Genomic DNA, 25,637 nt, shown 5'->3' on the forward strand with positions numbered 1-25,637 from the left:
ATTTTAAATGCTTTTTAAAACTTTATTCTAATACGTAGTCACTACGTAAAATTTCTCCACGCCATAACAACAATGCATAGGCGTGCCCTTCACCATCAAAAGTAAGGCCTTCCCATTCACGACCCGAATTAAAGGCGTTGTAATGAACATCTTTACTCTTTAAAGTTCCAGCATTCAATTTATCAACTGGGACTGAAGTCACCATATCATTAGATACCATATAGATACGATCAGTTACTGGATTATAAGTTAAGTTTTGATTCCAACTACCAGCCCAATGAATGACCTGTTTAGCTGGTCTGAAACTAACTTTATCATTATTCAATAAACCAATATATAAACTATATGCCTTTTTAACACCATTAGGACCACTGTGGACACCAATATAGGCACGACCTTGCTTATCAAATGCCAATGTGTGTAACCCTAAGTTTTGACCATTGTGCATTAATTTAAAACTATATTGATGCACTGGTTGCAAGGTATCAGCATCTAATTCAGTAATTTGATTCTTGTCATCATTAGAAAAGTCACCCATCTTGTCATCTTGAGCTAAATATAAGTGATTATTAGCTGGATTGTATGACATAGTTTGACCATGACCAATATTAATTAATGGACTAGCTTCTACTGAATCAGTTACGGCTTCATATTGACCTAATAACTGGTTACCATTTTGTGCTTTGTTGATTTGATCTTGATCACTACTAATTTTTTGTTGCAAAGTAGCAATTTTAGCTTTGGATTGATCAATTTGTTTGTAAACCTTGTCACGTAACAACTTGTATTCATGGAAAGTCTTTTTAACTGCAACTCGAGCACTAATTAATTTACGTACTTTTCTTTGTTCAGCCTTACTTAACTGCTTAAAGTTAATGGACTTAGCTAAATAATCTTTAGGATTGTTAGAAATTTTATGATTTTGCTTCTTCATATCTTGTTTACGATTATTTCTAACACGGTCATTATTTTTATCTTTATCTACATTAAAGTATTTTTTAATTTCTTTAGCATATTTATGTTTATAAGCACGAGAAACCTTACGATAATTTTCAGCAGATTTATTAATTAAATCTTTACCATTTTTCACTTCAGTTTGCGCTTTTTGTAGCTGACTGGTACTCTTCTTCATATCTGCACGAGAGTCAGCAGTCGCATTGATATAATCCACAAATTGCTGATTATTTTGACGACCTTGATCGGTATATGGATTAAAGTAGCTAAAGATATTCAATAGTAAGTTTTGGTTACCGTTATCCATCATCCCCATTTTTTCTAGTGCATCTAATTTAAAACGAATAATAGCTCCTTGATTGGCACCAGTTCCCATGGATTCAAGCAAGTAAATGCTATTATTAGCCATCACAATTCCTTGATAGTTCCCATGTTCTTCTGGTGAAACGTTAAAACCAGTTGGTAAATACCACTTAGTAATTAAGCTATTCCCATTTGCTGAATCATTATAAGTATGAAATTCGTTAGTATTTCTTACATGCTTATAATGACCCCAACGTGGTTTGAACTTAGGTAATTTATTACGCATTACCTGCAAATCATTATCATTATAATTTTGCATGGCATTGCCTTGATCAGTTTGTGGAATCGGATTTTTAGGTTCATCCCAATTATGAACAAAAAAATTAGAATCAGCGTGGGCACTCATGATTGGTGTACTAACTCCGACTAAAGATAGTGCCGCCACCGCAGTCAAAGCGATTTTTGTTAACTTCTTCATACATATCCCCCTATGTAAAATGAATATATTATTCCATATTGTTAATTTAAAACTCTTACAATAAAAATAGCAAGTTTTAAGCTAAGAAATTTCTTGCATTTTGTCTTTTATTTTTCTACCATGATATAATCTAGGTGGACGTTAATAACGGATTTAGAAAAGGAAAATTTTATGAAATATAATAAGCGAAATAATCGTCATAAATTTGACGATGTTACTGTCGAAATCGGTAAGCAATTTAAAATGACCATTAAAAGAATGGGGATTAATGGTGAAGGAATCGGTTTTTACCAACACAAATTAGTTTTTGTGACGGATGCTTTTCCTGGCGAAAAAGTTGTCGCTGAAGTCACCGAAGTTTACCCTAACTATTTAAAAGCCAAAGCAGTTAAGTGGAATAAAGAATCTCCTGATCGTGTGGAACCACGTGATAGTTATGCTGGAAATGTCGGTGGTTTTGAATTAGAAAATCTATCATATCCTGCTCAACTAAGATTTAAACGAGATTTAATTCACCAAGCCTTGGAAAAATTCCAACCGATTGGTTACAAGGGCTATAAAGTGCATTCAACAATGGGAATGGAAGATCCATATGAATATCGTAATAAGGCTCAATTCCCAGTTCGTGAAAAGGATGGTAAAGTTGTCGCTGGTCTATTTAAAGCTGGTACCCATGATGTGGTGGATTTAGAAACCTGTGCTGTTCAATATCCTGAAACGATGATTGTCATGCGTAAAATTGTGGCATTTATCCAAGAACTAGGGATTCCAGTTTTTAATGAAGAAAATAGTTCAGGCATTATTAAAACTGTCGTGGTCAGAGCTGCATTAAATACTGATGACGTCCAAGTGGTCTTTGTGACTAACACCCCTAAGTTTGTTAAAAAAGGCTTTATGCTAAAGAAAATTAAAGAAGAATTGCCTCAAGTCACTTCTGTTATGCAAAATATCAACCCTGGGGACACTTCATTAATTTGGGGTGATAAAACCATCAATTTAGCTGGTAAAGATTATATTATTGAAAAAATTAAGGGCTTGAATTTTGAATTATCAGCTCGTGCTTTCTTACAATTAAATTCTATTATGATGCCTCGTTTATATGAAGTCGCAATCTCTGCGTTAGGCTTAACTGGCAATGAAAACATTGTCGATGCCTATTCAGGAATTGGGACTATTGGGTTGCCTTTAGCTAAGCATGCCAAAGAAGTTCGTGGGATGGATACCATTCCAGAGGCGGTTGATGATGCTAATAATAACGCTATTATCAACAAAATTCGTAATGCACACTACGAAGTAGGTAAAGCTGAAGACTTACTCCCTGAATGGTTAGCAGAAGGTTTTAAACCAGATGCAATCATCGTTGATCCACCCCGTACTGGACTTGATGATAAATTAATCAAGGCTATTTTAAAGAGTGCCCCTGATAAGTTTGTTTATGTATCATGTAATCCATCTACCATGGCCGCAGATTTGGTCCCATTAACCAGAAAATATAATATTGATTTTATTCAACCAATCGATATGATGCCACAAACACCTCGCTGTGAAGCAGTCGTTAAATTTACTAAGAAGTAAAATTAGAATTTTAACTAGATTAGTGTTAGTGTAGTTCTATTACTAAAAAAGAAAGTAGGTATATTATGCAAAATCCATTTGGCAACGGAATGATTCCCCTACCTTCTAACGTTATCGTTTTAAAAAAAGGTAACTCCCAAAATGTAAGGATTGGTAAAATTGGTTTTTCAATTTCTGCCTTATTATTCCATTGGTTACCATCAATTCTTAGATCTGACACATATAACTTTTTATGTATCCTAGGGGTTGATGCAATTCTTTGGATGGCAGTTAATATGTTCTTACGCCTAGGATTAGGTGTTGACCCTAGTTCTACTTTTACCTACGCTTACATCATTGGTAGTATTATTTGGGGATTAATTTACAATCGTATGTATATTGTCCATTTACTAAAAAATGGTTATAAACCAGCGGACAAACGTTCAGCTAACTTGTTGAATAAAGCTGGTTATCTTAAAAAATAAATTATAAGCCACACAGATTACTGTGTGGCTTTTTTGTGAGGAGTTTTCATTTTGCAAAATGGTGACTTATTATTTGTTAGGGCTTGCAACAATCAATTTGAAAAAAACGATTGCTGGTAGTACTAGTCTATATAATAACTATACACATGTTAGGATATTTATAGATGATAATTTTATTCACGCAAATCCCAAAAATGGTTGTGTTAAACAATCATTAGATGAATTTATTAGCGAACAAAAAGTTCCCATTGATATTTTGAATTATGAATAAACAAATTGATCTTAATTTAATTAAAAAAATTGCTGAAGCAATGATTGAGTTTTCCCTATAATAATTCTTTTCTACAATCTAACAAAGGTCTTTATTATTATAAATTAATTAATGAAATTTTTAAAGATTATCATATTTTTAAATTAAGCCCTTTAAGATTTGGATCCAATAAACAAATTAAATATTGGAAAAAATACTATAAAAAAATAGGTTTATCATTACTTCAATATGAGTTAGGTAGTAGTCATAACTTATTAGCGGGTAATGACAAATTAAAATTTGTTTGATGATTCATAAACATTTAAATATCATAAACTAATTTTAAAAAACTTTTAGGATTTTGAAGTGCCTTAAATAAAAAATTACTTCTATATAAAGAAGTAAATATAGCACAAGCTTTAGCCTGACAATTAATAGATTTTTGAGGGTTAAAATTAATATCGGTAAATGCATCATATTTTACTATTTGTTTTGATAATTCAATTTGATTATTAACATTTTGATTTAAAGCACAGCAGTAAATCCAATTGTAATAAAAATCTCTCGGGTAATTAGGAAATTTTTTATTAAATAGTTTAAAACCAATAATATAATCATTATTATTTAGAATTTTAACAGAATATTTAGCATTTTTGGAAAGTTTATTTTTTAATCTTTTATTATAAATATCATCAATAGAATTATTATTTAATATATAACTCTGTTCTCCATTTCTATAAAAATCTTTTCCGGCCTGAAATAATTGCTCCACAGTATAAAATCCCTGCTTTGTATCTAATACTAAATTAAATGCACTGGCATTAATTCCTGTTTCACTTGATGATGATGATGATACTTCTAATGAATCTATATTTTTTTTATTTCTAAAAGCACTACTAAGACTATTAATCGATTTATTTTTTTGAATATAAGAAAATCCCGGAAACCATCTAAAATTACAATATATGGTCTCTATTTTATTTTTTTTATTAACATAAAAAACAGGTCTATTCGCCATTATAATTCCATCCTTGTTCTTCAAATGTAGTTATTTTTAAATTATTAATAATAACATCATCTAACCATAATTTTAATCTTTGGATTTCCATATCAATATTTTTTTTAGGAAAAGCAATTCCTATAATATCTTTTCTTGGAATATTATTACTTATTAGTATTTCAGCTTGTACATCAGTAGGGTTATTTTTAGGAATAGATAAATTTCTATAGAGTTTCTTACCTTTACTACTGTAAATAATTTGATCAAACAAGCAATCAAAAGCATAATATCTTTTTTTCTCATTTTTACCTCTGCCAATGATATATTTACCCATTTTAGTTGCAGCATTAACAGGACAAAAATCAGTTGTATAATCTATAATTTTAGGATCAATTAATAATACTGCCCATTGTTGTAATAAATCATAAGAAGACTTATTAACTCTATTTTTAAAGTAATATTTGTTAATATTTTGTACTGAAGTGCAAACATGTGAAGTATCATTATCAAATCTGTTTTTGTCTTGTGGTATTTCATTATCAACATTATTTATTTTATCAGTACTTAAAATACCATCATTGTAGGATAAAATACCAGGTAAATTAGCTGATTTAGTAAAATGACACAACTGAGTAATATTTCTTTTTTTTATTACATCTTGATATTTTAATGTAAGTTGTTCATTAGTGTGAATCATTTTTGCCTCCAAAATCATTTATTAATTTTTCATTGGGAAAAACAAACTGCATAGGATTATTTTTATAAACCAAAACTAAAGATTTTCTTGCCCTGGTTAAAGATACATATAATCTTCTAGCAACATTCAAATGTTCTGATATTGATTCATTTTGAAATGAATCTAAATTATCTACATTAACGGTTCTATCTTCTTCATTTACAATTTCTTTCCTGTTTTCTTGATTAAAATTATATGAAATGGAGTCAATACAATAAATTATCACTTTATCATATTCCATACCCTTGACTTTATTTATAGTTAATAATGAAATATTATTAAGATAATCAAGACTAATATATTTTAATAGCTTTGCTTTAATTTCTATTATGTCCTTAGAATTCATAGTGATAATTGCAATACTATTATTATAATTATTTATATTTCTTAATATCGCCTTCGATAAAAGGTATATATTATAATCAGTATTTTTCATTCTTATAGGAATTTCACCATCAGGATTATTATATAAATGTGGCTTAACAAAATCTTTAGATGTTTTATCGAAATAATGTGTGGATAAAACAGATTTAGCTAAAGAACCTATTTGTTTATTATTTCTATAATTGATTTTTAAACTAAACTTTTTTCTAATTTTTAGCCCCATATCTTTCCAAGAAAAGTTTTGGCCAAAAATGTTTTGTGATAAGTCTCCTAATACTGTCCAATGACCATTATCACTAATAAAATGGTTTAAAACATAAAACATTGCTTTGGATACATCTTGAACTTCATCTAAAATTATAAATTTAGGCTTTTCATTATTAGGTATATTGATTTTGGAATACTGCCAATAAATTGTTCCAAAATCAAAAATCTTATTCTTTTTATGTATTTTTTTTATATAGTGTTCAAAAACCTCATACATAACATCACGTAATTCATTTTTTCGTTTAGGTTTATGATTTTTTATCATTGGTGATTGTTTACGTCCAACTCTATTAACAAATCCATACGATTCTTTATTGGTAATTAAATTGGCTTCTATCCAATTTATTTCCGCTAGGAAGAAATTATAATTGCGATTCCACAAATTACTATCTGGATATTTAATTTTAACTTCTTCAATCGACTCACCAATTAAAATATTTTGAGTCTTAGGATCAACAGATTTTAAACTAAAAGAATCTTTATTATCAAAATAATTAGGATTTTGAATCATTGTTTTAGTATAGTTGTATATAGTATCTATTTTTAAATTACTGATATCATCAATTTCTAACTGTTTGCAGTAATCTTTAAATAGCTTATTCATTTTATCAGAAACTTCTCTGTTAACGGTCAGTAATATTATAGGATCATTTGGATAACGAATTGACAAAAATATAGCTCTATATATTGCTTCTAAAGATTTACCACTACCAGCAACTCCTAAGATAACTTGATCCTCATTTTCAGGTAAATAAAGGACTTTGCATTGTTCTCCTTTTAGTTTCTGCAGCTTATTTAAAATAATATTATTACCTCCTAATAAAATAAATGGTCTGACAACAATATGTCAGGCCATTAACACTTAAAATACTTTATTATTTTAAAGAACATAATTTTCTAATTATTAAGCATCAGTAGTATTAACTAAATGATGTCTTGCAATATCAACTTTAATTTCAGCACCGGAATCTTTAGGTTCCATAGTTTCATCATAACTGAAATCAGCTTCTTTAAAGTATTTCTTCATTTCATTATTAATGGTACTTAATTCACGTGTATCTTCTTTTTGACGGGTGATTAGCAAAGTGTATTCTTTGTTGTCTTCATCAGAATTTTCGAAGTCATAAACTACATCAACTGTGTTTAAAATTTCTTGAATCAATTGACGTTCTGTCATTTCCATAATTCTATTACCTCTTTATTGCTAATTGTTAATACAATTATAGTGTAGTGCTTATTATTAAAAATGTAAAATTATGTGCATACAAAAAGAGCTAATTTCATTGTGAAATTAGCTCTTTTAAATTAGTTAAGATTATCCAACCTTTTTAACAAAGGTCTTATTACTTGTAATATATTCACCATGGCCAAGATAGAATCTCGTCAAACCATGATATCTTACAACTTTATTCACAGTAAAGATCTCACCATGATATACCTTACGAGTTACGTTGCTACGATCAAATTTCAAACCTTTATGAACTAAAGTCCCAACTGGTTTAATCACTCTAAAGCGCTTGAAGTTATGACGGTAGTAAGCATTTACAACACCGTCAGTAGTAACCAATCCAGTACCATGTTTATCAGCAATTATTCCGCCACCACGAACACGATATCTTGGCGTACCATTCTTATAGTATGCAATACCTGTAACTTTCAAAATCTTAGCCGCATATCTTGGTTTCTTAACATAACGAATTACTCGATTATGTTTAGTAAACTTGGTCTTACTATGGACAAAGATTGTACGAATATTATAGATATATCTTGGCATAACCCGCTTCATTGTACGTCTATATGCTTCCATATATGATTTTACATAGGCTGCTGAGTGGGTCTTGTTCAAACTAATTGGTGTTGCATGATGCTTTCTAGCCATTGCAGCACCTTGTTTAGCACCCCAATTATGTTGATAACGAGTTTCAGCCTTTTGACCTTGTTTAAATGCATAGACATATGCTTGTGATTTACCAACTAAATCATGTTTGTTTAAATGTTTATTAGCATTCAAAGTCCGTTTAGCTGCACGCACACCGGCTTTATATCCATTGTATCCAAACATGTAGAATGAATCATTAGCATTCTTAATGTTCTTCTTTGCACGTTTACCATATTCAGCAGCACGCATCCCTTTAATTGCATCATTACCTAAACGATAACCAGTTCTATAAGTAGATGCTTTATTCTTCATCTTATTGCCATTAAGAGCATCAGCAATCCCTTGGTTAGTAAATTGATCAACATTAGCAGATTGTTTTGCTTGTTTATTACTATTCCTATTAGGTTTAGCCGTATTAGTTGCGGGCATAACTGGTGCCGGAATATCATATTGACCTTGCTTGTAGGCGTTTTGATAAGCAATCTTGTAAGCAAAACCTTGATCCGCTTTATTGTCACTACCATTATATCCATTGTTATAACCACTATAAGTAGCATTATAAATATCCTGATATAGCTTTGGATTCATACCACTTGGCACATTATCATTTTGAGCAGGTTTACCATTTCTGGCATCATTCAAGGCTGCCTGAGTAGCTTGCTTTGCGATATTGTAGCCAGCCATATAATTGCTATCAGTATTGGTAGGCTGTTTCCCACTAGCATAATCTTGCAATCCAGCAATTGCTTGTTGAGCTTTTTCATAACCTGCTTTTTGTGCAGGGTCTAAATTACTTGAGTCAACTGCATTTGGATTTTGTAATACTTGATTATAAATAGATTGAGCAGCTTGATAACCATTATTATGAGCAAGGGCAGTCGCACCTTTGTTATTGGTTTCAGTGTTTGGTTGATCATTATTGAATTGATCAGCACCTGATTGATAAGCTTGTTTTGCTTTGTCTTTAGCAGCATTAAAGGCATCTCGATAAGCAACTGGCATATGGTCAAAACCATTTGGTAATTCACCATGATTATTATAAGCATCAACAGTACCTTGATAGGCTTGATCCAATTTATCATTTCCGGTATGTTCATTGCCTTGAGTAGCATCATCCATAGCAGCTTTAGTACCCGCTTGATTAGATTTAGCGGAGTTTTCAAATTCATAATTATAATATGGATTATCTTGTTTAGGTTGAGCAACTCCACTCATTGAATCATCATGTCCAGCTTTAGCTTGATTAAAGCCTGTATTTACAGCATCAATTTCTGCTTTAGATGGTTTAACTATATTATTTAAAATATCATCTACGCTGTTGTTTCCATTTGAATAACCATCAGCACCCATCTGAGCATATTTTTGTGCATCTTGTAATGCCTTAGCATAACTGGCTTGGTATAAATCATTACCACTATCATGCTGTTTATTAGCATTGCCATTCTTAATATCATCAAAGGCTGCTTTAGCACCATTATAAACATCAGTAGCATTAGGATTAGTCGAAGTATATGATGAATTCTGATCTTGGGCAGCCTGATAGGCTTGACTAGCATCATTCATCCCTAAATCAGATAACTTAGAAATCATATTATTAGATAGATTACTGCTACCAGTACCATTTTGATTTTTAATATTATTCATTGCAGCATCACTGATTAATTGTTTAGCTTCTTTCATAGCTTTCTTATATGCTGAATTGTAAACATCTGAACTTGAATTTGGTTGGTCATAATTACCTTTCAAAGCATTGTTGAAAGCAGTGGAAGCACCATTATAGGTTTCACTATAGTTACTACCATCTGTACTTTGAGGAGTAACTGTGGAGTTTTGTTGAGCTTTTTTATATGCATCTTGAGCAGCAGCAAATCCTTGTTCTTTAGCCATTGATGCAATGTCATTGCCGGTTGGTGCAACATTATCATTATTAAATGCTTCAGCTCCAGCTTTTAGATTATTAATAGCTTCTTGATGAGCCTTAGAATAAGCATCTTGATATACTTTACTTTGACTTTGATATTGATTAGGAGTGGTAGAGTTATTGATATTATGAATACTATCAGAATAACCAGCTAAGGTAGCAGCACGAGTAGCTTGGCTAACTGGATCATTGTTGCCATCTTGTCCTGGACTATTGTTAGTATTATCAATTGCTTTTTGATATTCCTCAGCCATTTGAACACCAGCAATATAACCTGGATTCTTATTAGCTGAATCAGCTTTTCCACTCATTTGATCTTGATATCCTTGTTTTGCTTGGTCGAATCCCTGATTATGAGCCATGCTAACTGGATCATTATGTTCACTAGTAGTACTACTATCATCACCATGGGCAAATTCATTTACTCCAGCCTGAATAGCTGATCTAGCCACTTGATTAGCATCATTATAAGCTTTTACATAGACTGGATCACTATTATTTGGTTGATTTACACCATTACCAACATCTTTAAGCCCAGCAAGAGCTCCTTGATAAGCTTTATCAACATTACTATCATTTATGTCACTATGCTTGCCATCATCATTAGTGCCATTTTGATTTACTGCAGCTTGATATCCACTATTAGCATCGCTTATACCTTGTGCATAAGCCTTTTGACCTGGTTGATTATTTTGTAATAAACCAACATCATCTGTTTTACCAGACGCACCTTGTTGTGCTAACTTTTGACCATCTTCATAAGCTTGATTATAAGCATCAATATATGCTTTTGAATGTCCATCTAAGCTTTGTTTATGCCCATTGGCACCGTCTTGGTAACCATTAATTGTAGCTTGATAACCATCTCTTTGAGCAATATCACTATTTGCTATACTATCTCCAGTACCAGTTAAAGCAAATTTCTTACCCAAATCACTATCACGAGCCATTTTAGCACCAATATTATATTCAGGAGTACCATTATTAGTTAAATCTTTATTCTTGTTTGCTTGTTGAGCATCATACCCAGATTGAGCTTGATTATATCCATAATCATGAGCTTTATTTAAAGCATCTTGATTATTTGAATCATCGTGTTCATCAGGATCACTAGCTCCTGAGTTCTTAAAGGTTCCTTGAGCGAAGTCTTGAGCACCACTTTTAGCATATTTACGAGCAGCATCACGAGCATTTTGATATGCGTTTACATAGACTGGGTCTTCGCTCTTAGGTTCATTTAAATTTTTAGCACCATCATTAAAACCAGCTTGAGCTCCTTGGTATGCTAAATCAGCGATTCCTTTTCCTTTATACTTAGAACCATCACTTGGATTACCAGCTTGAGCAGCTTGATAACCTTCTTGATAATCATTAATTCCTTGATTATATGCATCTCTGTCTAATTGATTATCAAGGTTATTTTTATCAATTTGACCTGCAGCGGCAGCTTTAGTCATTTGTGCAGCGTGATTATATGCATTGTTGTATGCATCTTGATAGGATCTGGAATTTCTAATAAAATCACTAGCGTCAGGTTTAGACTTAGGCTTTTCAGAGGAAGCATCTTTATTAGCCTCAACAGTTGCTTGATATGCTTCTTGCTTAGCTAAACTGCCTTGATATGAAGTACCTTGTTTAGGATTATCATATGCATCTGTGGTTCCAGCTTTAACATCTTTAGCCATTTGAACCCCAGCTTGATATGATGGATCATTATCATTTCCTGAAGTAGAAGGCTTGCCATCATATCCAGCTTTCATTTCATTGTATCCTTGATCGTAAGCTTTGCCTAAAGCATTGCTACCATTTTGGTTATTATTATCTTTACCATCAGCAAAATCTTTAACTGCTTGTGCGGCTTGTGAACGTGCATCATTTTGTGCTTGATTGAAGGCATTCTTATATACCGGATCATCGTTATAATTAGAATCCATAGTATTATTACCAGCATTAGCATATCCAGCCTTAGCAGCTTGATAGGCTCTGGATGCATTATCTGTTCCGCTATATTTATCATTATTAGCATCTGGATTATTTTTAGCATCATTAATCGCAGCATTCATTGCATTTTGTGCTTGATTATATGCGGCCTTTTGTCCTGGGGTTAAACGATCAGATGTGATATTACCTTTATTGATAGCATCTGCTTGTTTATTAGCATCTTGATATGCACTATCATAAGCATCACGATATGCTTGTGACTTATTATTATTATCAGCTTTCCCTGTTCCATTCATAGCGGCTTGATAAGCTGCCTTGGTAGCTTGATAAGCATCCTTTTCAGCAACATTATCGTTTTTTAGAACTGGATAATAATTAGGATCAGGATTATTAGATTGAGTTGCAGCTTGTGAACCGTTGCTTACATCATTAGCAACTTGAACTCCAGCCTTATAAGATGGATCATTAGTATATTTGTCGTTATCAAAGTGTCCTTTTCTTTGGGCATCATAACCAGCTTGAGCTTGTTGATATCCATAATTATCAGCAGCTTTTTCAGCAGCTGTCCCTTCAGTTGGATTATTAGTATTGTTACCATTTACATAACTTTGTGCACCTGTATTTGCAGCTGCTTTAGCAGCCGTTTGGGCATCGGTAAATGCTTTACTGTAAATAGGATCTGATTTTTGAGTAGGCGTCATTGTACCAGTACCGCCATTAGCATATCCAGCTTTTGCTGCTTGATAGGCTCTCGATGCATTATTTGTGCCACTATATTTACTATCGTTAACAGTTGGATTATTATCTGCAGCTGCTGATTTAGCGTTATCAATCGCTTGTTGTGCGGCTTGATAAGCTTTGTTTTGAGCAGGTGTTAGCTTGCTAGTATCTGCAGGTTCACCCTTAGCAATATCATCAGCAATTTGCTGAGCTTGTTGTTGTGCATCTTGATATGCCTTATTATATGCATCTTGATATGCTTGTGGCTTAGTGTTCAAATCACTAGGTATAGGATCACCATTCATCCCAGCTTGTCCACCATCTAAAGTTCCATTGTATCCAGCTGTTTGAGCTGCATTATGATGACTGTTAGCATAACTAGGATCCTTAGTAGTTGCGTTGTTAGCATCGCTAACTCCAGCATTAACACTATTATTCATATCAACTCCGGCTTTATAAGATGGRTCATTTTTATATTTATCTTGGTTTACTTGACCAGGGTTAGCTTTAGCATCATTATATCCAGCTTTTGCTTGTTGATAACCATAGTCATCAGCTGTTCTTTCAGCAGCTGTCCCTTCATTTGGATTATTAGTATTGTTACCATTTACATAACTTTGTGCACCTGTATTTGCAGCTGCTTTAGCAGCCGTTTGGGCATCGGTAAATGCTTTACTGTAAATAGGATCTGATTTTTGAGTAGGCATCATCGTACCAGTACCACCATTAGCATATCCAGCTTTTGCTGCTTGATAGGCTCTCGATGCATTATCTGTGCCACTATATTTACTATCACTTTCAGTATTTGGATTCTTAGCTGCATCACTAGCCTTAGCTACCGCCTGTGGTGAATTGTTATAGGCTGCTTGTTGACCAGGACTTAAATTACTTGGGTCAATATCCCCTGAAGCAATTTTAGCAGCCGTTTGTTTTCCAGAATCATATGCCCTATTATATGCATCTTGATAAGCTTGAGATTGATTACTTAAATCAGGTTTAGGATCACCATTCATCCCAGCTTGTCCACCATCTAAAGTTCCATTGTATCCAGCTGTTTGAGCTGCATTATGATGGCTGTTAGCATAATTAGGATCCTTAGAAGTTGCTTTATTAGCATCATTTGCACCATTGTTTACTGCAGTATTCATATCAACTCCGGATTTATAAGATGGATTATTTTTATATTTATCTTGATCTATTGTATTAGGATTAGCTTTAGCAGCATTATATCCTTGTTGAGCTTGTTGATATCCATAGTTATCGGCAGCTCTTTCAGTAGCTGTCCCTTCAGTTGGATTATTAGTATTGTTACCATCTACATAACTTTGTGCACCTGTATTTGCAGCTGCTTTAGCAGCTGTTTGGGCTTTATCAAATGCGTTTTTATATACTGGATCATCAGAAGCTGGTTTATCTGTTCCGCCATTAGCATATCCAGCTTGGGCTCCTTGATAAGTTTTATCAGCATTAGTATCACCCTTATATTGATCATTTTTTGATGAATCAGCTGTTTGAGCATCGGTAGTAGCTTGATTCATGGCCTGTTGAGCTGTATTCTGGGCGGCTTGTTGAGCAGGCGTTAATGTAATGCCATCAGTATTACCACCATTTTTAGCAATTTGAGTAGCTGTATTTTGCGCATCCTTATATGCCTTATTATAAGCATCTTGATATACTTGTGGTTGACTACCTAAATCTGGCTGTATAGGATCATTGTTAATTCCAGCTTTAATGGCATTAACAGCTGCTTTATAGGCAGTTCTTTGAATATCATTACCGCTATAACTGTCACCTTGATTTGGATTATTATTAGCATCTGAAATTCCTTGTAATACGGATTGCCCTTGAGAAAAACCTAACTTATTGCCTACATTATCAGATTCTGATGGTAATGCATTAAGATTATTACCATTAAGTGACTCCATATATCCTTGATGCAAGTCTTTAGCTGCTTGACAATATCCTTTAGAAAATGCTCCTGGATCGGTAACATTTAATTTATCAGGAATTGAGGGAATGTGTGGATCTTCTTGATTATTAGGATCTCCAGAATTATCCATATAATATTTATATCCAGATTGTGCACTATCGTAAGCATTGGTGTAGTCTAAATCTTTTTGGTATTTAGTAGGCACTTTAGCATTAGAAGAATTAGTTTCAATATCAGATATTCCATTGTTCACACCATCATTAGAACTATTTAATTGTCCACTTGCAGATTGAACGTCACTTTCTTGTAGTTGACCATCATTTGATGAGTAACCTTCAGTATTAGCAGTATAAGACTGATTGCCTGCTTTATTAGTCGTAACAACAGCATTGACACCACTAACTCCATATCTCAATCTAATTCCATAAGATGAAGCATTAGTTCCATTAGGGACTTGAAAACTTAATGGAATTAAATCATTTTGTGATGGGACAATAGAATGATAATAATTATTATTATCAACATTTTGATACTTATCATTTTTAAATGGTTGATTATCAAACTGGTTTAATTTACTATATTTTGCATTATTTCCATAAGCATATTGAACATAAAGATTTCCGGCAGCTGAACTATATTTAGAAATCTTTGCATACCCATGAATGGTAGTAACACCTTGATCATTAGTAGTATAAATAGGCCCAATGAACGAAACTGATGGAACACTATTAATGTATAAACTATTGCCTGGAAGACTAAGTGTATTTTTTACTCCATCGACTCCTAGTACAGTAGCATTCCCATTTGAATCCATATTGAAATTATAATAGGCTGTGGGATTTTGATTATTATTAGTATTAGAAACAGTTACTGTATAAGCATTAATACCACCGTTAGTAAATTGGCTACCAGAAGCCTTATTATTAATGAGAGTAACTCCGCTATCTCCAACATTATAAATATTTAATGGTTGACCACCAACCAAGGTAATGGCTCCTCCACTATTGTCTATATCTTGAACACTTAAATTACCAAGATTAGAAATATTGATACTATTTTGGTTGTTAATTATTCCAGATGAGGTCGTAGAACCAAGATTTGAAACTTTCACGTTAATAAGACCACCGTTAGTAACATTAATTTTACCATTAGAATAAATCATCTGATTGCTACCATTTGCAAAGGCACTATTAGATTCAGCATTAATAGTTCCGCCATTGACATTAATAGTTCCAAGGTTATAAATTCCAGCGGTTTGATTACCATTATCATTATTCAAAAATATATTTAAAGAAGCATTATTATTAACATTTAAAATAGACTTTTGATTTTTTAAATAAACACTATAATTATTATTATCTGGACTATCCTGACCATTTGCTGCACCAGTAGGAACTAAAGTCATATTTGATCCTGTACCTAAAGTTAAATTACCATTAACTTGAACATTTTGGGAACCAGTTTGAGAAGCAGAAGAACCAAAATAATTAGCATTCACTCCTAAAATCATGTTTCCTACCTGTAAACCGGGTTGGTAGTTACCACCATTTCCATAGCCACCGTTATCATGATTACCAGAGGTTTGAGTTTGTACTGAAGAATTTACAGGCGAGGTATAAGTATCTACTTGATCAATATTTACATTTCCATTGATATATACATCACTATTGTAAGAAGAAACTAGTTTGGAGCCTACATAATTAAAATTACTATAAATAATAGAAGATGAAGTTATTTTATTGTCACTACCATTACTTACAATTGAGAATGGACCCCAATAGTTACTGCCATAAAGAGTCTTAAAGTTATGAATATTGATATTCATATTCATATTATTTGGTTGAAAATTATAATTATTATTCGTGATATCTAGAAGATGATTTTGACCATCTATATTCAAATTATTATTTATATTCACGGTGTTCCGAGGATACCCTTGTGAATTACTGCTGTCAGGATACATAACATCATTTACCAATTTAAGTGCTGTAACGTTGTTCATATTATTTTGCAATACATTGTCCATTTGACCAGAGTTTGATAAATATACAATGCCTTTTTGAGTATCATTAGCCACATCATTATAAGCACTTTGATACATATTACTATTACCACTACCAGTATAATTAGAAATTGTAGTGCCATTGGTTCCACTTTGAGTCTGATTTACTTGACTATTAATAGCAGCTTGAGCACCTAAATAGGCTTGATCATATGGATTGCTAGAACCAGCACTAGGTAGATATGATGCAGCAGTAGTTCCACCAGAATTGTTTTTAGTTTGACCATTCCATTTACCAGACTTGGCATCTACAACTCCTTGATTAGCCAAAAAGTAATTATAACCATATTGATAAGCTAATGCATATCCTGAATCAGTAGCATACTTTTTGTTATTTGCATATGTAGCAGCATTGGCTCCACTGATACTACTGTTTTGAGTTACTTGAATTTTACTGTTATTGGATTGAACACTTGCATTATTGGCAGTGTTTAAATTACCATCAATATTTTTCTGATAATCTGTAGCATTTTGTTTATTTTGAGTTGGTGTATCATTCTGTGATTTATTATTATCTTTCAACCACTGATTATATGAAGTGTAACTATTGGTGTTAGTTCCTTCATTTTTAGTTGCGTTATTATATGCTGCTTTAGCATCATTAGAACCATTATAAGCAGCATCATAATAATTTTTAGCATTATCAGATGTTTGAGTGCTTGTATTTTCAGAATTTCCATTAAAGGCATCCGCAGCACCAGCATTCATTGCACTACGATTTTGATTGTACTGACTAACACCATTTTGATATCCTGAATCACTTTTGCTTGGATTAGGATTGGTAGGTGTATTACTGTTTTGGCTCTGAACGACATTTTTACTGTCATTATTCATTGCATCTTTAAATCCTTGTGTTGAATTATTATAAGTATTTTTATAATCAGCACTGTTATCAGTATTATCCTTTTGGCCATTATTCCAATTGTTTTGAGCTTTAGTAGGTTCATCCACTGGTTGTGAACTTGGTGTTGCAACCTTATCGGATAATAATGTGGTTGATGTATGAACGGGAGTTGAATTTGATGCATTCTGATTTCTTCCAACGCTCGTAATTTTTGTTGAAATGGATTGATCATCTGCATGAACAATTGTTTCATTAGGATTAAGCATTTCAAATGCCGAAGCTCCTAACGCAGCAAATGCCGCAACAGATAAAACAACCCATTGTTTTTTAACTTTTCTCATCATTTTTTTGTCATTAATTTTCTTAATGTCACGCTTATTATATTGCATTAATAACATCCCCAACTTACAAATATTAAGTCAATTAAATATAGATATGTGAAAATATAATTTAATTTTGAGCAATAAATAATAGATTGATTGAAAGTTGTAAAAAACGATTAATTAGAATTATTATTACTTAACAACTTAAAACTAACGCTAATAATTCCTAATATCAAACAAATTGATTTTTAATTATTTTGCAATAACAATTTGGTTATCTTTAATGCAAACAAAAAACACGTTTATAAAATATAAACGTGTTKTATTAATTATTTTATTACTCCAGTAACTACTGTAATTGAAACAAAAATAACATATATAATGATTGATATCAAAGGCATTTGCCAATGCTTCATTAGCGATGAGTTCACTTGGCTTGTCCACTTGCCTAAAAATGTTCCTCCACTATTCTCATTCAAGTTATCCATTACATCAAAAGAAATACTAGAAAATGAATAAGCCATCCCTAATATAGATAACGTAATAATAAATTCAGCAATGGATCCCAAAATGTTTAGTCTTGGTAAAGTATAATAAAATTGTACTAGACTTTGCCCTGCACTCATTAAGAGAAATAAATTGGGAATCATCATAAATTTTTTTGATGGAATCATTGAAAATAATAAATAAATAACTAAAAAGAAGATTGCCATAACTAATTCTTTAAAATAGATTGCAAAATCAGTAAACAAAAAATTAATTTCAATCATTTTTATACCCGCATAATGAAAATTAATAAAACCAAAATAAACAGCTAATAAAAATATTACAACCGCAAATATCCATCCTTTAATAGACATATTAATTTTTTTAAACATAACGTAAAATCACCTTTCTTGTTTCAAATTTTACATTAAATAATACATAGTTACAAAAGGATTTCAATATTCTTTTTTTAACATGGACCAGCTATTTTCGTCGTGAAACCCATCTAAAAGTTTTTCATTTTCACGTAAAACGCCATCTAAATGAAAACCACATCTTTTAGCAACTTGATTACTAGCACGATTATCAACTGCTGCATTTATAATAATTTTATTTAGTTCATATTGTTTGAATCCAATTGATAGCATCCCCAAAACACAACGATGCATAATATTGTTGCCGGAATATGCTTTTCCCATCCAATAACCAATATCTGCGCTACAATTATTATGCTTAATCGTATTAAAACTAATCGTACCAACAATTGTTTTACGATATTGAATTAATAAGTTCAATGAATTTTTAGCTAAATATTGCTTTAAATTATCATCTAAAAAATCAATTTCGTCATCAACAGATTCAATTGCATTCGCCCAAGGCAGCCACCTAGCTAAGTATGAGCGATTCTCTTTGATGAGATTAAACATCATGGCACCATGCTTTTTTGGATTGGGCAAAATTAAACTAATTTCGTTATCAATTTTATAAGGAAACATCAATATCACCTACTTTAATTAGTAAACAATTCTTCTAACAGTATGATTAAATCTTGAACTCCAATGTGGATCTTTTAAGGATGAGATACCAACTCCACCAGTATCAGCCGAAGGTGAGTCATGCATAAATAAACCATTCCCTAAATAAAATCCAACATGGCAAAATTTTCCTTCTGACTTATCGTCGAAAAAGAAAATATCACCACGTTTCATATGCTTATAATTTACTGGTTTACCCATATTACGCAAACTAAAAGTGGTTGCTCCTGACATTGACCCCAAATGAATGCCCGCTTTGGAATAAATATAGTGAACAAATGATGAACAATCAAAATGGTGAGCTTTAATACTTGCTAGAGTTCTACCACCACCCCATGCATAAGGTGATTTTCCATAAAATTTATAGCCTGCTTCAAAGGCTTTTTCAATTTTATGATTATTTCCAATTAGTTCATTTAATTTAAACTTCAAATATTTACCAGCAATATAATAATTTTGGCCATCATAATTAAAACGATAGTAACCCTTTTTAGTATTCGTTTCAGCACGTCCATTAACAGTAATCCACTTATTAAGTAACCCCAATGATTCAGTGGTAGCTAATTTATGGTAACCTTTTGTATTCCTAGGTTGATTATAAACTTCAGTATTATGATTGCTAACTTGCATTGAGTAATTCATGTGACCAAATCCAGTTACCCATTGTGCAAATGCATTATGATCAATCCAGCCTTTTTTAGTTTTAACATATGTGACCTTAGGACTTGTTTTAGCAATCCTAGTTAATTTAAATCGTTTTTTATAATCATGTTTAGCTGAGCCAACCCATTTATTTTGATTAGGCTGCCTATAATAATTATATTTAGTGTGATACAAAACTTTATTAGTGTGATAAGGCTTATTGTATGTATTAGATGCATTAATGTTCAAACAATTAAATTTAATACTTATTCCAATTGTTATAACCATTAAAGATAAAATCATTAATAAGTTGTTTTTATATTTTAATTTCATAAGCTTAATTTTGCCCCTTTAATATATTACTTTGTATTTTATGAATCAATCTGGCTTGATCATATGAACCTTGTCGATCATTTAAAGTAGTAACTATTAGATGATTATGATTTGGTAGCTTACTTGTACTTACCAAACAATATCCGGCTAATGGTGTGTAACCAGTTTTTAATCCATCAACATGTAATGATGGTTGATAATTATAACCACCTTTTAATAATTCATTTTCATTTTTCATCTTTTGATGGCCCATATATTCAACTCGATGTTTAGCATCATTCACAATATTAGGATATAACTTTAATAAATGTGAGGCAATAGTAGTAATTGCTCTAGCACTAACACGATTATAATCATGATATTTTCCATATCGAATTCCATAACGATATAAATCATTATTTTCCAAACCAGACGAAGACACAAAATGGGCTTGATGATTAATATGCCATTGTTTAGCTTGAGCATTCATCATATTGATAAAATGATGATTAGATCCACCAACCCATTTGCCCAAAGTAATAGCTGAAGGATTAGAAGAGGCAATCAAACTAGCACGATACAAAGTTCGCACTGTATACTTTCGTCCAGAAACTAATCTAACATTCCCTAAATCTGGACTCTTACTCATCTTACTAAGATTATTACTAATTCTTACTCGATGATTCCAACCATTGCGTTCATGATTAATTTTATTAATAGTTAAATACAAAGTCATCAATTTAGTCGTTGAGGCAATCGCATAACGTTTATTGGCATTTTTAGTATAAAGGAAATGTCCCGTATTTAAATTCATTGCTGCTACAGCTTTAGCATGATTATGTAAATTTAGTTTGTTATTAGCATTGATAGTGCTAGTTGGTATTGTAACAAATAGCATCATCGACATGGTAATTGATACTAATCCTTTTTTTATTATATTTTTCAATTTATTAAACTCCTTATTTTAATATTTTATGAACAATAATTTCTTCTTTATGTGTATCTATCGTAACTATCCCTCCAATTGGAATTGTAAAAATTGGCTGTGCATGACCAAAATTAACATCATACATAACTGGAATTTGTTTTAAAATCGGAAATTTATTAAGTACATAAAATAATTTTTCTTCACTCATATTAGATTCAACTGGAAATCTACCAATCAATAGCGCTTTAGGATTGGTGGATGCTTGTAAGATTGCGGCTAAATGTCTCGACATTTCACTCCAATCCTGCCCTTCAGAAAATTCAAACAAAATTATATTGTTACTCAATTCAGGCTGATAATTGGTACCCATTAAAAGTCCAAAAGTGTCAAAGTTACCACCAACAGTTCTTCCTTCAACTATTCCATGATTATAAATTTTCCAAGAATTATCATGGAGAGACAAATTTGCATTTTCTTCATACCAAGGTCCACTTTGCCAATATTTAGAAGCATGTAATGTTAAATTCTGCGGAGTAGTTAACATTTTCTTAAAATATGAATCTTGATAAGTTCCAACTTTTCCAGACATTTTCAAGCTTGCATAGGCGGGACCATAAAATGTTATTAATCCTGTTTTAACAGTAATAGCATTAGCCAATGCAGTAAAATCAGAAAAACCACAAATTATTTTAGGATTATGCTTAATCAAATCGTAATCTATATATGGTAATAATTCATTAGATGTAAAACCACCAATAACTGAAAGAATAGCTTTCACTTTTTTGTCTTTAAATGCAGCATGTAAATCACTAACTCTTGACTTGATTGGAGAACTATTTGCAACATCGCATTCATTAATATGATCACCAAACGTGACTTTAAAGCCCATTTTTTCCAATTTATGTTTGGAACCTAAATTAGCTTTATATCCGCCAACACGTTTTAAAGAATCACTAGGTGCAATAATCCTTATTTCGTCTCCTTCTTTTAAAGGCTTTGGAAAAATATATTTCAATGAAGAAATCTCCTTTTTAATAAAATTATAAGCCATTTATAATAATAAATTAAGGACAAAATAAAAAGAGCTGTGAAAACAGCTCTTTAAAACATTATTGTTTATTCTTGTCATCTTTAAATATTTTCTTTAAGGTTGCCATTTGACCAAACTCATTAGTTTTATCCATAGGAGCAACAATTAAGTTACTATCAGACTTAGCAACTTCACTAAAAGCATTAATGGATTGATTTTCAAAATATTTTGCATCAGCATTTTTTAGACCTGATTGAACAGTATCAATCCGATATTTTTCAGCATCCGCTTTTAATTTAGTAGCCTTAGCATTAGCGTTAGCAGTGGCAATTAAAGCTTCATTTTGAGCCTTAGTTCTCAATTGGATAGATTGCGCATCCCCTTCAGCCTTCGAAATTTCAGCTTGGCGTTCACGATCAGCTGTTAATTGCTTATCCATAGCATCTTGAATCGCTGAAGATGGTGTTAATTCATCAATATTAATTCGATCAACATTAATCCCATAAGTATTAGTTAAATCACCGATGGCAATCGCTAAATTTTGGTTAATTTTAGCCGTGGAACCTAACACTTCATTCAATTCCATTCTTCCAATAATGTCACGCAAATGGCCACGTACTAATTGAGACATTGATTCAACGGAATCAGTATTTTCATATTGATATTTAACTGCATCGGTAACATGAAAATTCAAGGTAACACTAGCAGTAACTTCCGCATTATCCTTAGTGATAATTGAGTATCTTCTAAGGGTTTTTGGTTGCATTGCCAAGCTTACACTTCTAACCTTTTGCATAAATGGAACGTAGAAATGAAGACCTGATTGAATAGTTTTCTTATATTTACCCCAGTTTTCTACTAATCCTTCATAATTTTGTCTAACAACTTTAATTCCAAATGGCATAATAAAACTTCCTTTATACTTATTTTTTTAGATATAAAACATTGCCGTTATTGCCAACCACTGTATATTTAGCATCAGCAGTTGGTTCTTTTTCGTTAATTAAATCGAAACGATAATAAATGCCATCCATCATCACAAGATGACTTTTAATGTCCATTTTATTACCAACAATTTGCTTACCAACAAATTGACGTTGCTCAAAATTACCCGTTTTAACATGATTACTTAAAACATTAGTTATGTAATCCTCAATACTAGACTTTTCAGTAGCAGAAGCTTTTTTAACTTGATCTGCTAACATTGCATCTAGTTTGATTGTAACTTTCATAAATGATCCTCCTTTTTGCTGAAAGTATCCTAGATTATATAAGTTTCGATTAAATAATCAATACTTTTTAGTAATTTTTTATAAATAAATTAGCACTTGCATTTTTTAATAAAATACATAAAATAAGAAGAAAACTTTCGAGGTGATTAACTTGTCGTGGCAAAGTGATTGGGCATACAACAAATATTGGGTAATGGCACACTCGCAAAATGCATACAATGAAATTAGAAACCTCGCTAAAAATAATCAGTGGGATAAAGAAAAAGAATTACAATATCAAGAAATTGTACAATATTTAAAAAATATTCCACCTACCAAAGCAACCTTAGTAACTGCTTATCAACATATATGGGGATACTTCAAAAAAATTGCTGTACCAGCAGAAAAACAAAAATATTTAAAGTATTTAGATAATTTATCACCTGAAAAGGATGATTTAGGACCATTTTTGGCCCAATTAACTGATAAATATCAAGTGAAATATTTACAGAATTCTAGAATCATTATCGAAATTAAGGAGCAAAACAAATGAGATTATGGCATCAAAGTTTGATTAGTAAACTACCTCGTCAACAGTTATTAGGTCAACATCGAGAAATATGTGCACTACGTGGTAATGGCTGGGGTAAAAAACATGCCACTGTTAATTATGTATTTAAGCATTCTCCCTATAAACTGTTCCAATTCCATGAATTAGTAATCAATGAGATGCATATTAGAGGCTATTACCCTAATGAAAAATGGGAAAATAAAAATTATCGTGGTACTTCATGTGAACCATACAATAATTTAAAATCTGTAAAATTAACTGATCCTATTTACCCAGAACACAATGATAAATACTTAAAAGAATGCTTAGAAAATCTAGCAAATAAAGATATTTATATCTAAAAAGTAAATTTGTATTATCAAATATTAGTGTTAAGATTGTACTTATCATTAATTTAACTGAAAGGACATATTCCAATGAAATTTCAAAAAACGATTTTGGGTACAGTTGCTGTGTTAATTATTGCTGTTGGTGGCGGTGTCATATTTAATAATTTCAGTAACCATACTGATAAAGCTGACACGCTTACAAACAATTCAAATAACTTGATGAAACGTATTTCTGAAAATGACCAATATCAAAAATCATTAAAGCATCATAAAAAAGATACTGATAATTATGATAATGCAGCCACTCAAAGTGGTAATGATGTTAACAAAAAGCCAGTTTATAAACCCATTACTAAGGATTATTTAGGTAATTGGTACAAAGGATTAAATGCCAAAATGATTATTCAAAATAATATGTTTATGGCTGACCATCCTAGTGATCCTGTTGCTGGAATGCCTCCATTGAATATGGAACGTTACGGCAAAACTAATGCTATTTTTATTAGATCTGTTTACAGGATCAACACTTATTGGCCTGCAACTATTACTTACAATGGTCAAAAATATAAAGCAATGATTACAAGTAATGCTAAACAATTCAATCACTTTAAATTCTATACATCTGTAAAGACTGCTAAACCAATTCCAGACTACGTTTCTAAAAATAGTCATGCTGATTTAGTTGGTAAAAAAGATATTAATTTGGAACAATTAAGAACTGAAGAATAAAGAAAATCCAATCAATTGAGTGTCTTTTATTAGATTGACTTTTCTTTATTTTACTGATATATTTTTTAATATTAAATAAACAAGTTAATTAAAAGCGATGAAAAAGCAGAGTAATATTTTCACTTTAAATAGAGAGTCTTGGTATTCTGGAAAAAGATATAAAGTGAAATATGAAAGTATCTTTGGAGCTATATACGTAAAATCAAGAGAGTAACGTATATTGGGTACACCCATTAAAGTGTTAGCGTATGATAGTACGTGAAGTTGGCTATTTTTTGATAGCAATCAAGGTGGTACCGTGCAAAAAGCACCCTTAGTTTTATACTAAGGGTGC

The 25,637-nt window shown here is 31.7% G+C and carries 19 protein-coding genes and 1 other annotated feature; of the genes, 6 read left to right on the top strand and 13 right to left on the bottom strand.

The window, feature by feature from the left end; translation table 11 throughout:
* Positions 1-22: 22 nt before the first annotated feature.
* The gene (locus C7N71_RS04045; protein WP_105987857.1) at positions 23-1,735 is read right to left on the bottom strand and encodes a hypothetical protein; all 1,713 of its coding nucleotides are present in this window, start codon (positions 1,733-1,735) and stop codon (positions 23-25) included.
* Positions 1,736-1,906: 171 nt separating this feature from the next.
* Between C7N71_RS04045 and rlmD the strand changes: the two genes are divergently transcribed.
* The 3 genes from rlmD to C7N71_RS04060 all read left to right on the top strand — a co-directional run bounded on the left by rlmD (position 1,907) and on the right by C7N71_RS04060 (position 4,045).
* On the top strand, positions 1,907-3,310 hold the full coding sequence (gene rlmD / locus C7N71_RS04050) for a 23S rRNA (uracil(1939)-C(5))-methyltransferase RlmD (protein WP_105987858.1): 1,404 nt from the start codon (positions 1,907-1,909) through the stop codon (positions 3,308-3,310).
* Positions 3,311-3,375: 65 nt separating this feature from the next.
* On the top strand, positions 3,376-3,774 hold the full coding sequence (locus C7N71_RS04055; RefSeq protein WP_105987859.1) for a hypothetical protein: 399 nt from the start codon (positions 3,376-3,378) through the stop codon (positions 3,772-3,774).
* A 58-nt stretch (positions 3,775-3,832) separates the two neighbouring features.
* Positions 3,833-4,045: a hypothetical protein gene (locus C7N71_RS04060; RefSeq protein ID WP_105987860.1), complete on the top strand. Its 213-nt coding sequence runs from the start codon at positions 3,833-3,835 to the stop codon at positions 4,043-4,045.
* Positions 4,046-4,346: 301 nt separating this feature from the next.
* On the opposite strand, the gene C7N71_RS04070 is transcribed toward C7N71_RS04060, so the two are convergent.
* The 12 genes from C7N71_RS04070 to C7N71_RS04125 all read right to left on the bottom strand — a co-directional run bounded on the left by C7N71_RS04070 (position 4,347) and on the right by C7N71_RS04125 (position 23,695).
* A complete protein-coding gene (locus C7N71_RS04070; protein ID WP_105987862.1) occupies positions 4,347-5,042 on the bottom strand; it encodes a DarT1-associated NADAR antitoxin family protein in 696 nt (231 codons plus the stop codon).
* Positions 5,032-5,721, bottom strand: coding sequence for a DarT ssDNA thymidine ADP-ribosyltransferase family protein (locus tag C7N71_RS04075; RefSeq protein WP_157944351.1), 690 nt, complete (start codon positions 5,719-5,721; stop codon positions 5,032-5,034). Before C7N71_RS04075 ends, C7N71_RS04070 begins: the two co-directional genes overlap by 11 nt.
* Positions 5,708-7,255, bottom strand: coding sequence for a UvrD-helicase domain-containing protein (locus C7N71_RS04080; protein ID WP_318530533.1), 1,548 nt, complete (start codon positions 7,253-7,255; stop codon positions 5,708-5,710). Before C7N71_RS04080 ends, C7N71_RS04075 begins: the two co-directional genes overlap by 14 nt.
* A gap of 60 nt (positions 7,256-7,315) precedes the next feature.
* Positions 7,316-7,594 carry a hypothetical protein gene (locus C7N71_RS04085; protein ID WP_181399257.1) on the bottom strand — a complete coding sequence of 93 codons (279 nt, stop codon included), beginning with the start codon at positions 7,592-7,594 and terminating at the stop codon, positions 7,316-7,318.
* 132 nt (positions 7,595-7,726) lie between these two features.
* A complete protein-coding gene (locus C7N71_RS04090) occupies positions 7,727-18,097 on the bottom strand; it encodes a DUF5776 domain-containing protein (RefSeq protein WP_105987865.1) in 10,371 nt (3,456 codons plus the stop codon).
* Positions 18,098-18,360: 263 nt separating this feature from the next.
* A complete protein-coding gene (locus C7N71_RS04095) occupies positions 18,361-18,909 on the bottom strand; it encodes a hypothetical protein (RefSeq protein WP_105987866.1) in 549 nt (182 codons plus the stop codon).
* A gap of 63 nt (positions 18,910-18,972) precedes the next feature.
* Complete coding sequence (locus C7N71_RS04100; protein WP_105987867.1) at positions 18,973-19,512, bottom strand: GNAT family N-acetyltransferase; 540 nt, start codon at positions 19,510-19,512, stop codon at positions 18,973-18,975.
* Between the two features lie 18 nt (positions 19,513-19,530).
* Positions 19,531-20,526 (bottom strand): C40 family peptidase, encoded by a 996-nt coding sequence (locus C7N71_RS04105; protein ID WP_105987868.1) that lies wholly within the window; start codon positions 20,524-20,526, stop codon positions 19,531-19,533.
* A gap of 4 nt (positions 20,527-20,530) precedes the next feature.
* Positions 20,531-21,451 carry a D-alanyl-D-alanine carboxypeptidase family protein gene (locus C7N71_RS04110; RefSeq protein WP_105987869.1) on the bottom strand — a complete coding sequence of 307 codons (921 nt, stop codon included), beginning with the start codon at positions 21,449-21,451 and terminating at the stop codon, positions 20,531-20,533.
* 13 nt (positions 21,452-21,464) lie between these two features.
* Entirely contained in the window at positions 21,465-22,448 is a 984-nt protein-coding gene (locus C7N71_RS04115; protein WP_438829996.1) for an LD-carboxypeptidase, read from the bottom strand.
* Between the two features lie 94 nt (positions 22,449-22,542).
* Complete coding sequence (locus tag C7N71_RS04120) at positions 22,543-23,367, bottom strand: SPFH domain-containing protein (RefSeq protein WP_105987871.1); 825 nt, start codon at positions 23,365-23,367, stop codon at positions 22,543-22,545.
* 19 nt (positions 23,368-23,386) lie between these two features.
* A complete protein-coding gene (locus C7N71_RS04125) occupies positions 23,387-23,695 on the bottom strand; it encodes a toxin-antitoxin system HicB family antitoxin (protein ID WP_105987872.1) in 309 nt (102 codons plus the stop codon).
* Between the two features lie 151 nt (positions 23,696-23,846).
* On the opposite strand from C7N71_RS04125, the gene C7N71_RS04130 reads away from it, so the two are divergent.
* The 3 genes from C7N71_RS04130 to C7N71_RS04140 all read left to right on the top strand — a co-directional run bounded on the left by C7N71_RS04130 (position 23,847) and on the right by C7N71_RS04140 (position 25,303).
* Entirely contained in the window at positions 23,847-24,227 is a 381-nt protein-coding gene (locus C7N71_RS04130) for a YbgA family protein (protein WP_225361877.1), read from the top strand.
* Positions 24,224-24,586 carry a TIGR02328 family protein gene (locus C7N71_RS04135; RefSeq protein ID WP_105987873.1) on the top strand — a complete coding sequence of 121 codons (363 nt, stop codon included), beginning with the start codon at positions 24,224-24,226 and terminating at the stop codon, positions 24,584-24,586. Before C7N71_RS04130 ends, C7N71_RS04135 begins: the two co-directional genes overlap by 4 nt.
* A gap of 75 nt (positions 24,587-24,661) precedes the next feature.
* Positions 24,662-25,303 carry a hypothetical protein gene (locus C7N71_RS04140; RefSeq protein WP_105987874.1) on the top strand — a complete coding sequence of 214 codons (642 nt, stop codon included), beginning with the start codon at positions 24,662-24,664 and terminating at the stop codon, positions 25,301-25,303.
* Between the two features lie 88 nt (positions 25,304-25,391).
* Positions 25,392-25,621, top strand: a binding site (T-box leader).
* Positions 25,622-25,637: the final 16 nt, after the last annotated feature.

This window comes from Apilactobacillus timberlakei, from assembly GCF_002993965.1.
Classification (GTDB): Bacteria; Bacillota; Bacilli; order Lactobacillales; family Lactobacillaceae; genus Apilactobacillus; species Apilactobacillus timberlakei.